12 protein-coding genes are annotated in these 10062 nt (G+C 69.1%); all 12 read right to left on the bottom strand.

Annotated features, from left to right (window positions below; genetic code table 11):
• Window positions 1–18 precede the first annotated feature (18 nt).
• Entirely contained in the window at window positions 19–1086 is a 1068-nt protein-coding gene (locus tag TK49_RS21730; protein WP_045219963.1) for an EscU/YscU/HrcU family type III secretion system export apparatus switch protein, read from the bottom strand.
• Entirely contained in the window at window positions 1083–1883 is an 801-nt protein-coding gene (sctT, locus tag TK49_RS21725; protein ID WP_045219961.1) for a type III secretion system export apparatus subunit SctT, read from the bottom strand. Before sctT ends, TK49_RS21730 begins: the two co-directional genes overlap by 4 nt.
• A 4-nt stretch (window positions 1884–1887) precedes the next feature.
• Window positions 1888–2373, bottom strand: a complete 486-nt coding sequence (locus tag TK49_RS21720) for a hypothetical protein (protein WP_045219960.1) — start codon at window positions 2371–2373, stop codon at window positions 1888–1890.
• A complete protein-coding gene (locus TK49_RS21715) occupies window positions 2370–3728 on the bottom strand; it encodes a FliI/YscN family ATPase (protein WP_045219958.1) in 1359 nt (452 codons plus the stop codon). The genes TK49_RS21720 and TK49_RS21715 overlap by 4 nt, the downstream gene beginning before the upstream one ends.
• Window positions 3725–4330, bottom strand: a complete 606-nt coding sequence (gene sctL / locus TK49_RS21710; protein WP_045219955.1) for a type III secretion system stator protein SctL — start codon at window positions 4328–4330, stop codon at window positions 3725–3727. Before sctL ends, TK49_RS21715 begins: the two co-directional genes overlap by 4 nt.
• A complete protein-coding gene (locus TK49_RS21705) occupies window positions 4312–4974 on the bottom strand; it encodes a SctK family type III secretion system sorting platform protein (protein ID WP_052698642.1) in 663 nt (220 codons plus the stop codon). The genes sctL and TK49_RS21705 overlap by 19 nt, the downstream gene beginning before the upstream one ends.
• Window positions 4971–5747, bottom strand: a complete 777-nt coding sequence (gene sctJ / locus TK49_RS21700) for a type III secretion system inner membrane ring lipoprotein SctJ (protein ID WP_045219952.1) — start codon at window positions 5745–5747, stop codon at window positions 4971–4973. The genes TK49_RS21705 and sctJ overlap by 4 nt, the downstream gene beginning before the upstream one ends.
• Window position 5748: 1 nt before the next feature.
• Window positions 5749–6339 (bottom strand): hypothetical protein, encoded by a 591-nt coding sequence (locus tag TK49_RS23790; protein WP_052698641.1) that lies wholly within the window; start codon window positions 6337–6339, stop codon window positions 5749–5751.
• A gap of 59 nt (window positions 6340–6398) precedes the next feature.
• Window positions 6399–6602 carry a hypothetical protein gene (locus TK49_RS21690; protein WP_045219950.1) on the bottom strand — a complete coding sequence of 68 codons (204 nt, stop codon included), beginning with the start codon at window positions 6600–6602 and terminating at the stop codon, window positions 6399–6401.
• Window positions 6603–6698: 96 nt separating this feature from the next.
• The gene (locus TK49_RS21685; RefSeq protein ID WP_082076377.1) at window positions 6699–7892 is read right to left on the bottom strand and encodes an FHA domain-containing protein; all 1194 of its coding nucleotides are present in this window, start codon (window positions 7890–7892) and stop codon (window positions 6699–6701) included.
• Window positions 7855–9732: a type III secretion system outer membrane ring subunit SctC gene (gene sctC, locus TK49_RS21680; protein ID WP_394372241.1), complete on the bottom strand. Its 1878-nt coding sequence runs from the start codon at window positions 9730–9732 to the stop codon at window positions 7855–7857. The genes TK49_RS21685 and sctC overlap by 38 nt, the downstream gene beginning before the upstream one ends.
• Window positions 9733–9780: 48 nt before the next feature.
• Window positions 9781–10056, bottom strand: a complete 276-nt coding sequence (gene sctS, locus TK49_RS21675; protein WP_045220490.1) for a type III secretion system export apparatus subunit SctS — start codon at window positions 10054–10056, stop codon at window positions 9781–9783.
• Between the last annotated feature and the right edge of the window lie 6 nt (window positions 10057–10062).

Genomic DNA, 10062 nt, shown 5'->3' with positions numbered 1-10062 from the left:
TCCTGGCGCGGTACCGGCTCAGGACCGGGACGAGACGTACGGCGTGCCCACCGCATCCGCGCCGTCGGCCCAGCGCAGCAGCGCGGCCACATCGCGGAAGAGCGTCCGGTCGATGGTGGTATCCATCGGCACGGTGTCGTGCAGGCGCTCGGCCAGGCCGGCATTTGCGGCCGTGGGCACCAGGTGGTACTCGGCCATCTGGCGGATGCGCTGGACGGCCTCTCCGCTGCCCTTGGCAATCACCATCGGCAGCGTGCCGTCGCCCGGGTAGTACAGCGCCACGGCATGCCGCGCGCTGAATACCACGGCGGTGGCAATGCGCATGCGGTCTTCCAGCGCGCTGTATTGCACCTCCAGCGCCAGCTGCCGACGGCGCCCGACGATATGCGGGTCGCCCTGCAGCTCGCGATGTTCGCGGCGCAGTTCTTCGGTCGACATGCGGTTCTTCTTGAAGAACTCGAAGCGCACGTGCCAGTAGTCCACCGCAGCCATCAGCACGTACACCACGGCCGCCCATCCGAACAGCATCAGCACCAGGTGCGCCACCACGGCCAGGATGGCCGCAGGCCGCCCGTAACCGGCCTGCAGCGGCAGCGACAACGACCCGCGGATCACCACGAACAGCATCAGCGCCAGGCAGCCGACCTTCAGCAGCATGATCGCCAGGCCGACCAGGTTGCGCACGGAGAACATGCGCTGAATCCCCTCACCGGGGTTCAGCCGCGACAGCATGGGCGCCAGGCGCTTGGGCGCCACCATGCCGCCCACCTGCGCGAATGCGCCCAGCGCCGCCAGCACGGCCACCACGCCGAACACCGCCACGCTGACCACCAGCCATTGCCCCCCCGCCGACACCAGCGCCTGCACCACCGCCGCAGACGGATCGTGCGCGCCGGCGGCTGCGGCCACGTTCTGCACCAGCAGGCCGCGCAGGCGTTCGAGCAGCCATGGCCCGCCCTGCCACAGCAACATCAGCACGCCAATGAAGACGAGCGCACCGACCACATCGGCGCTGCGCACCACCTCCCCTTCGCGCCGTGCATCTTCCAGCCGGCGCTGCGTGGGCTTGTGCTGCTTCTCGCTCATGACGCGGGCTGGCGCAGCAAGGCGCGCAGCAGCCAGACCATCTCGCCGTTGCCGGCCAGGAAGGTGCGCAGCGACTCGAACACGAAGCCGAGGAACAGCACCATCATCAGCACGGCCAGCAGGCTCTTCACCGGTTGCGCAAACAGGAACACGTTCAGCTGCGGCACCGACCGGTTGATGAGCCCGATGCCGAGTTCCGCCACCACCAGCACGATGATCACGGGCGCGGCGAGCCTGAGCGTCCAGCCGAGCACGCTGTCGGCCTCGCGCACGGCAAACTGTTCGAGCGCCACCGACGCGCTGGGCAGCATGCGCTCGATGGGCCAGAGCTTGTACGACTCGAAGAACGCGCCGAGCATCACGTGCAGCCCGCCGCCGGTGACAAACAGCGTGATGGCCATGAAGCCGAGGAAGCTCGCCGTCGGGCCGCTTTCGTGGCCGGCCACGGGATCGAAGAACGAGGCGTTGCCCGAGCCCGTCTGGAAGTCGATCAGGTGGCCGATGTTCTCGATGGCCCACAGCAGCGCGCCGAACGCCATGCCGAGCAACACGCCGATCAGTGCCTCCTTGAGCGCCAGCGCCATCCACAGCCCGCCGCCCTGCACGTTCATGGCCGCTCCCGCCATGGACGGCGCCACGAACACCGCGAGGATGGCGATGAACCCGCTGCGCACCATGCCCGTCACCACCCGGCCGCTGAACACCGGCACGATGAACATGATGGGCAGCAGGCGCGGCAGCACCAGCAGTGCCTGGCGGAACAGCCCTTCCATGGAATGCGGATCGAACCCTTGCATCGGGTCAGCCCGTGATGACGGTGGAGCGCGCGAGCTGTGCTTCCAGCGCGGCGTCTTCCTCCTGCCACGCCTGCGCACGGCGCTGCGCGGCCGCCACACGCTCTTCGGCACGCGCCACCGCTTCGCACCTGGCGTTGGCGCGCGCGACGCGCTGTTGCGCCTGCATCTGGGCTGCCTGCTCGGCCGCCAGCGCCGCGCCCGCGTGCGCCGACTGGCGATGCGCGTCGAGGATGGCGCGGTCGAGCGCCAGCCGTGCCGCGTTGGCCTCGCACAGCAGCACGACGGCGCTGCGCGCATCGTCACGCACGGCCCGCTCGATGGCGGCATCGTGCGCCGACCGCGCGCTGACCACCCGCTGCAGCCCTTGCCGGGCCGCCGCTTCCTGCGCGGCGGCCTGTGCGACCAGCGCCGCCTGCTTCTGCGCCCGGGCCAGCGCGGCAAGCTTGCGTGCCTCGCGCACGCGGGCAAGTTGCTGCAGCACGTCGCTCATAACGCCCCCACCACGGCCTGCAGGTCAGCCACCGTGCGCTCCAGCGGCACGCGCGTATCGGCATCCTGCTCGAAGAAACGCGTCAGCGCGGCATGCGCGCGCAAAGCGGTGTCGCCCAGGGCATCGCTGCCCTCGCGGTATTCGCCGATCTGCACGAGCAATTCGATCTCCTGGTACTTGGCGAGCAGTTCGCGCACACGCTGCGCGGCTGCGCGATGCCCGGGCGTCGTCACCTGCGGCATCACGCGGCTGATGCTCGCCAGCACGTCGATGGCCGGATACCGCCCCGCCAACGCCTGCTTGCGCGACAGCACGATGTGCCCATCCACGATGGAGCGCACTTCTTCGGCGATCGGGTCGCTTTCTTCATCGCCTTCCACGAGAACGGTGTAGAACGCCGTGATGACGCCCTGCGCCCCCGCCCCCGCCCGCTCCAGCAACTGCGGCAGCACCGAGAACGTGGACGGCGGAAAACTGCGCCGCGTGGGCGGCTCACCGCTGGCCAGTCCGACCTCGCGCTGCGCTCGGGCGAAGCGCGTGAGCGAATCCACTAGCAGCAGGACGTTCTTGCCCCGGTCGCGGAAGTACTCGGCCACGGCGGTGGCCACCAGCGCGCACTTCACGCGCTCCATGGCCGGGCGGTCCGACGTGGACACCACCAGCACCGTCTTGCGGCGCGTGGCCTCGGGCAGGCACAGTTCCAGGAACTCGCGCACCTCGCGCCCGCGTTCACCGATCAGCGCGATGACGTTGACGTCGCTCTGCGCGCCACGCGCGATCATGCCGAGCAGCGTGCTCTTGCCGACGCCCGATGGCGCGAAGATGCCGAGCCGCTGGCCGATGCCGACTGTCAACATGGCGTCGATCGCGCGCACGCCCGTCGACAGCGGCGCGTCAATCCGCCGCCGTGCCAGCGGGCTTGGCGGCTCGGCATGCGTCGACACCCGCCCGCTCGTGTACAGCGGGCCCGCGTCGTCCATCGGCGCGCCGAGGCCGTCGAGCACGCGGCCAAGCAGCGCATCGCCCACGCCAAACCGATGCGCGCTGCCCGACGGGATCACCTCCGTGGCGGCCGACAGGCCATGCACGCTGCCAAGCGGCGTCAGCAGCGTCGACTGCCGCTCGAAGCCGACGACCTCGGCATAGACGCTGCGCTCGCCCGGCGTGCGCAGTTCGCACACCTCGCCCAGCCGGGCCTGGATGCCGGAGGCATTGAGCATCAGCCCGACCGCTCGGTGGATGCGGCCGCGCATCTGCACGCCGGCGGCTGCACCATCCGAGCGCTCAAGCGCGTCGCGCAGGCTGCGCTCGAGCTCGCTGGCGTCGATGATGTGCGAGGCGACGGGTCCGTTCATGTCTGCTCCCCCACCAGCGCGGCATGCAGCGCGGCAAGCTGCGTATCGATGCCCGCCTCGACCACGCCGGAGGCCGTTTCCACCACCAGCGCATCTTCCGACAGGCTGGCGTCGGGCACCACGCGCACGCGCCGCGTGCCGTCGGTCATGGTGTCGAGCACGCGTTCGAGATCGGCCACCTGCTGCGGGGCAATGCGCACCGTCAGCACGGGCTCGTGTTCGACCAGCGCTTCGATGCGCGCGAAGGCTTTGGCATAGATGGCGTCGCGGGGCAGGTCGGCCGCCAGCTCGCGCACGGTGCGCGTCACCAGTTCGGCCATCAACTGCTTCATGGCGGCCAGCGCGCGCGCATTGGCCAGCGCATCGGCATACAGGCGCGTGGCCGCTTCGCGCTGGCCTTTTTCGTAGCCGGCGTCGTAGCCCGCCTTGAGCTGTTGCTCGCGCTGCGCCTGGGCGTCTTCCAGCAGGCGGGCACGCTCTTCCTGCGCGGTCGCGAGGATGCTCGTGGCATCCAGCAGCGCGGCGTACTCGTGCTGCTTTAGCACCTTGCGCTCGCTCAGGATGTGCAGCTTGTCGGTGGTAATCAGAAAAGCCAGTCCCATGCCGGCACCTGTTCAGGAATCAAGCTCAGTCGCAACAGCTCTCCCAGCTCCGCGCGCTGCGTGCGGCCGAGCAGATACGGCGGACGATCCGCACCGCCTGCGTTGCGCGGAAACTTCAGCGCAAGCCGGCGCAGGACGGCGGGGCCGAACGGCGCGAGGAAATCGGTCAGCAGACGGCGCCCGCGTGCACGCAATGTCTCGACCGCCAGGCGCGGGTGCTGGCGCTGCGTCTGCAGCGTTTCTGCCACCGCCTCGAAGGGCGGCATGCGCTCGAGGGCAAACGCCATCAGCGGCGCACCGAAGGCCAGGTCGATGGCCTGCCGCGTCTTGCGCGGAACGTCCGCCTCGCGCAGCCACTGGCGGTGCAGGCACAGGCCGCAGCACACGGCCATGTGTTCGAGCGCGTTGCCGGGCAACAGGGCGATGCGCTTGTCCACGGGCGCGAAGTCGTAATCCCATTCCTCATCGAGGTGATGCGCCTGCAGCAGCGCGCGCGCGAGTACCGCGCGGCCTGGCTCCCCGTAGCTGGCCGGGTCACGCAACGGCAGTGGCCAGTCGGCCGGCAGCCATGAAGGATCGATGTACCGGTCGGGCCGCAGGTTGAACGTAGCCACCAGCCCGGCCAGGCGCGCATCGGTCGTCATGAGGCGCGCTCCGCTTCGCGCGTGCCTGGCCTGCCCAGCCCGTCGAACACACCGCGCCGCCACGCAACCAGCCCCGTCACCGCCAGCGCCGCGACGATGAGCAGGCCGAGCAGCCACACCAGCGGATTGCGCATGCTGAACGTGCCGAGCAGCGCCGTGCCCTTGCGCACGTCCACCGGCACGGGCTGCGCACCCTGCAGGAACAGCGAGACGTTGTCGTAGCTCAACCCTTCGATGCTGTGGGCAACCAGGTCCTTGACCATGGGCGCCATGGCGGTGAGGTTCACGCCGGGCCGGTAGCGGATGTACACCGCCGCCGAAGCGGGCTTGGCCTTGTCCGCCAGCGGATCGTTCTCGGGAATGACGACGTGCACGTGCGCGAGCATGACGCCATCCACATCCAGCAGCGTGCGCGAGAGCTCCTGCGACACGCCATAGATGTAGCGCACGCGTTCTTCAGCGGGCGTGGCCACCAGCCCCTGCTTCTGGAACACCTGACCGAGCGACGCCAGGCGCGGACGCGGCAGCCCCTGCGCGCGCAGCACGGCAAGCGATGGGCCCATGTCGGCCTGGTCGACGGTGAGCGTCCAGGTGCGGCCCTCCTGGCCCTGGCCTTCCTGCATCGTCTTTTGCGCACTGATGCCTGCCGAGGACAGCGCGGCGACCATCTCGTTGGCCTCGACCTCTGACAGGCCGGTGTACAGCTCTTGCTCGCACCCGGCCAGGCCGAAGAGGCACGCCAGCGCGAGCAGCACCCCGAGCAATCGCTTCATGTCAGCCTTCCTGGTTCTTCAGCAGCGAGTGGCTCACGCCGTTGGCGGCCTGCGCAAAGCTCATGTCCATCTGGTATTCGGCCAGCGTCATGGAGGCGAAGTAGCTGAAGTCGGCCAGCTTCACCATCGTCATGGTCACGTCCATGCTGTCGAGCGAATCGAGCATCTCCTGCCGCTTGGCGTTGATGCTGGTGTAGCGCTCGTTGAGGTCGTGGCCGTAGTCGCGCCACTGGCCCATCGCGCCGTCGGCGCCTGGCCCGCGCGTGAACGTGAACGATACGTCCGCCACCGGAGACGGCGTAGCGTTCGGCACCACGGGGATCGGCTGGGCGGGAAGCGCGCCCGGCTGCACGGCGGTGGGCGCGCCGGCGCGCATCATGCTGCCAAAGTGCTGCGCATCGGCAGGGCTTGCCGCCTGCGCTGTCGGTGCACCGATGCCCTGCTCGACCTGCCCCGGCCCCTGCGCGGCATAGGCGGCGGGATTGGTATGGGCGGCCTGCGCACCGCCGGCAGCGTTGCTCGCTTGCGCGGGCGCGGCCTGGCTTGCCTGGGCGGCGCCCACGGCCGCAATCGCATTGGTTTCGATGGACATCGTGGCCTCCTGTATTCGGTGGAACGGCGGCGGGCCGTACCCGCCGCCGCATTGCATCGTCAGCTGGCGCGTGCACCGTCGCGGACGGCACCGGCGGCCGAAGCCGCCGTGTTGCTCAGCGACTGGGCGGCACCGATGATGCCGCTGGCCGCGGCACCCTTGGCTGCGGCGGCCTGCACGGCCGTGGCGATCTTCAGTTGATCTTCGCCGGACTGGTTGATGCTGTTGATGGCGCCATCGACGCCGGTGGTGGGAGCTGCCATGGTCATCTCCTGCTTGGTCAAAAAAAGGGGTCACAAAGACAACAAGAACTGCATACCAACGCACTGCTCACGCCGACACACCGGGCAGCCCCGGCGCTACGGCGTTTGCGGCTGGATCGGCCAGGTGACCGATTGCCCGCCGCGGTCGAGCACCACACCATCAGAAGCGATGCTCTTCACCTGGAGGCCGCCCTTGAGCCGGGCGCCCTCGAAATACAGCTGGCCGTCGCGCGTCTGCACGAAGCGCGTGCCGTCTTCATCCTCATACGTGCTCACGATCGCGGGCAGGCCGTCGGCACGCGGCGTCTCGGCCACGATGTTCGGCGGCGGCGGGCCATCCCAGGCGACGCGATCGATGATCTCGACGGCGGGCCTGGCATCGCGCGCGTAGTTGCGGATGCGCTGCCACGCCTGCGCGCGGTCGGCCGTGCCGCTCACCACGATGCGGCCGTGCCCGTCGTACGCGACGTTCAGGCCCGCCGTGCCGCTGGTGCCCCCCGCGCTGAAGTACTGCTGTGCAGCCGCCAGCAGGTCGCTCACCACGTAGACCTCGCCGATCGACACATCAGACAACCCGCGCGCGCGGCTCAGCAGCGCCTGGCGGTCGGCCTCGGTCTGCACATAGCCAGACACGCGGGACGTGCCATCCGGCGCGGGCATCACCACGATCTCCGGCAGATCGCCCAGCGCGTGCCGCACCTGCAACGCACGCGCCGCCGGATCCCGGCCCCACAACGACCACCCGTCGTGCCCCGCAAACGCCACCACGCCGCCGGCCAGCAGCACCGCCAGCCACAGCCCGATGCCGGCAACGAGCCACGTCCGCCCCCGCCCTGCCCGGGTCGAGAAGCGCGACAGCCACACCGCGGCAGCCATCGGCAGCCACGACGGCACGCGTTCGGCCAGTGCGGTGGTGCCCGCGCCTTCCACGGCCGCCGTCGGCATGCGGATCGTGCCGACCTTCTCGATGCCGACGCGGATGTCGCCCATGGCAATCACATCGCCGGGCACCACGCTGCGGCGCGTCTGCCCGAACGGCTGGCCGTTGAGCGTAGGCGTCGCCTCGTCGAGCCGGCGCGCCGACACCGCGATGCCGCCCACCTCGAACATCAGCTCGCGCGGCGCGACGCTGCTGTCGGGCACGATGATGTCGCACGTGGGCGCGGCGCCGACCACGTTGGCGCCCATGCGCAACGGCATCGATCTGCCGTACAGCGGCCCGCTCAGGAAGCACAGCTTCCAGGGCGACTTGTCAGCGTGCGGCGAGGGTGGAACGGCTGTCGGGTTCATGCAATCGAGACACAGGCGGCGTGGGCAGCGTGCCCGGCACGGCAGGCGCCGGAGCGATGGGCGACGGGCCCGGTTTCCAATCGGTCGCACCTGGCACCGGCACCCCGACGCCGGGAATCGACACCGCCGGCACGTCGTTCGGACTGGTGCTGGCGGCGGTGAGGATGCGCGGAGTCAGCAGGTAGAAGCGCTCCATGTGCTGGCCGGTCTTGTTGGTGTACTTGAACAGGTTGCCGATGAAGGGCACGTCCGACAGGAACGGAATGCCCGACTTGGTGTTGTTCACGCTGTCGGAGTTGAAGCCGGCAATCAGCAGGCTCTTGCCCTCCTCGATCATCGCCTTGGTGACGATGGAGCGCTCCTGCACCACCGGCAGTTGCGAGACGCGGTCGTTGGTGAGATTGCCGTCGTCGATGTCGATCGACATCATCACGCTCATCTGCCCGCCCTCGTTGACGATGAGGGGCGTGACCTTCACGCTCGTGCCCGTCGTGATGCCGTACAGCGATGCATCCTGGAAGCCCGACACGGGCACGTAGAAGTGGATGAGGTTCTCGAGGATGGCCTCGGTGTTGTCGAGCGCCAGCACCTTCGGCTTGGCCTGCAGCTGCGCATTGCCGGTCTGCGTGAGTGCGTTGATGCGCGCCAGCAGGTAGTTGCGCAGGCTGCCCCCGATCGATGCCGTAAGCGCCAGCCCCACCGGCGTGGTGGCGCCGGTCTGGCCCTCTTCCGTGGTGCCGAGGTTGAACGTCAGCGGCGGGTTGTTGCCGTTGCCGTACTGGAAATCGCCGTGCTTGGTGTGCAGGCGCCAATCCACGCCGAGGCTGTCGAGCGAATCGGTGCTGATGTCGATGATCGTGAGGTTGATCTCCACCAGCCGCGGCTTGGTGTCGAGCGAGGCGATCAGCCGCTCGTACTGCGCCATGTGCTCGGGCACGTCGCGGATGAGCACAGCGTTGATGCCGGCATCCGCCTCGATGCGGGGGAGGTCCGCCGGTGTGCCGCTGCTTGCCGGTGCCGGGGCTTGTGCTCCATAACCGGAGTCGCCTTGCGCGCCGGCCAGCGGAATCTCGATGCGCGGGACATTGATGCTGTCACCGGAGCTGAGCTTCATCTGCCGCGTCGGCCCCGTCAGTCGCATCGCGCGCGTGGGCGACGTGCCCGGGCTGCTGGCACCCGGGTTGGGGGCGCCGAGCAGGCGGCGCAGCATGGTCGCGATGCCGGGGATCGTCACCGGCTTGCCGGAACGGTTGATCTCCACGTCGCCCGCCCAGGCGTACTTGAGCGGAAACGCGCGGATTTCCGCGCGGTCCATGCCGCGCGACGGGTCTGCAATCGATGCAATGGCCTGGCGCACGAGCTCCACGTAGCGCTTCGGGCCCGAGGCGTAGACGGTGTTCTCCCTGTCGCTCACCACCAGCGGAAAGCGCTGGTCCGTGATCTGCATGGCGCGCAGGATCTGCGCGAGCTCGGGGCCGCTGCCCTTCGGGATCGGGAAGACCTGCGTTTGCGCATCATCGGCGCGGTCCACATAGATGAGCGAGCCGTCGTAGTACCACGTCAGCCCGTAGGTGGCGCACACGGTATTGAGCGTGTTGGCCGGCGGGCCAGAGAACTTGCCGCTGATGGTGCCTTCCACCTTGGGGTCCACCACGGCCGTCACGCCTTGCGAGGCGGCCAGCTCGCGGATGAAGTCGCTCACCTTCTTGCCCTCGGCCACCAGCGTGTACGACCGGTTGCGCCAGCGCAGCTCGGCCGCCTGCACCACAGCGGCGGTCGTCAGCAGCCACAGGCACACCGCCGACGCACTCCACCTCAGGAATCGATAGCGTTTGTTCACGCGTGTTCTCGCTCGGATATGTTGTTCATCGGCGCGCTCTCTCTGGGCTCAGAACGGCGCCGCACCGCCGTAAAACACCTGCTCCAGTGCCATGCGGGCAAAACGCAGCACCTCGCGCCCACCCCAGCCCGCCAGCACCACGATGGTGACCATCACCGCGATCAGCCGCACCGAAAGCCCGATGCTCTGGTCCTGGATCTGCGTCACGGCCTGCGCGATGGCAATCAGCAACGCCGACACCGTCGCTACCGCCACCACCGGCAAGGACACCAGCAGCACCAGCAGCAGCCCCTGGCGCGTGGCTTCGAGAAGGGTGGCGCTCATGTTCAT

It is taken from the genome of Ralstonia mannitolilytica, assembly GCF_000954135.1.
GTDB lineage: Bacteria > Pseudomonadota > Gammaproteobacteria > Burkholderiales > Burkholderiaceae > Ralstonia > Ralstonia mannitolilytica.
Note: the sequence above shows the minus strand (reverse complement) of the source record. Positions and strands in the feature narration are given on the sequence as shown.

Excerpts from the sequence above, each read along its gene's own strand:
- sctL (WP_045219955.1), bottom strand. The coding sequence starts at position 4,330 with ATGGGACTGGCTTTTCTGATTACCACCGACAAGCTGCACATCCTGAGC.
- TK49_RS21730 (WP_045219963.1), bottom strand. The coding sequence starts at position 1,086 with ATGAGCGAGAAGCAGCACAAGCCCACGCAGCGCCGGCTGGAAGATGCA.
- TK49_RS21705 (WP_052698642.1), bottom strand. The coding sequence starts at position 4,974 with ATGACGACCGATGCGCGCCTGGCCGGGCTGGTGGCTACGTTCAACCTG.
- sctT (WP_045219961.1), bottom strand. The coding sequence starts at position 1,883 with ATGCAAGGGTTCGATCCGCATTCCATGGAAGGGCTGTTCCGCCAGGCA.
- TK49_RS21720 (WP_045219960.1), bottom strand. The coding sequence starts at position 2,373 with ATGAGCGACGTGCTGCAGCAACTTGCCCGCGTGCGCGAGGCACGCAAG.
- sctJ (WP_045219952.1), bottom strand. The coding sequence starts at position 5,747 with ATGAAGCGATTGCTCGGGGTGCTGCTCGCGCTGGCGTGCCTCTTCGGC.
- TK49_RS21685 (WP_082076377.1), bottom strand. The coding sequence starts at position 7,892 with ATGAACCCGACAGCCGTTCCACCCTCGCCGCACGCTGACAAGTCGCCC.
- TK49_RS21715 (WP_045219958.1), bottom strand. The coding sequence starts at position 3,728 with ATGAACGGACCCGTCGCCTCGCACATCATCGACGCCAGCGAGCTCGAG.
- sctS (WP_045220490.1), bottom strand. The coding sequence starts at position 10,056 with ATGAGCGCCACCCTTCTCGAAGCCACGCGCCAGGGGCTGCTGCTGGTG.
- TK49_RS21690 (WP_045219950.1), bottom strand. The coding sequence starts at position 6,602 with ATGGCAGCTCCCACCACCGGCGTCGATGGCGCCATCAACAGCATCAAC.
- TK49_RS23790 (WP_052698641.1), bottom strand. The coding sequence starts at position 6,339 with ATGTCCATCGAAACCAATGCGATTGCGGCCGTGGGCGCCGCCCAGGCA.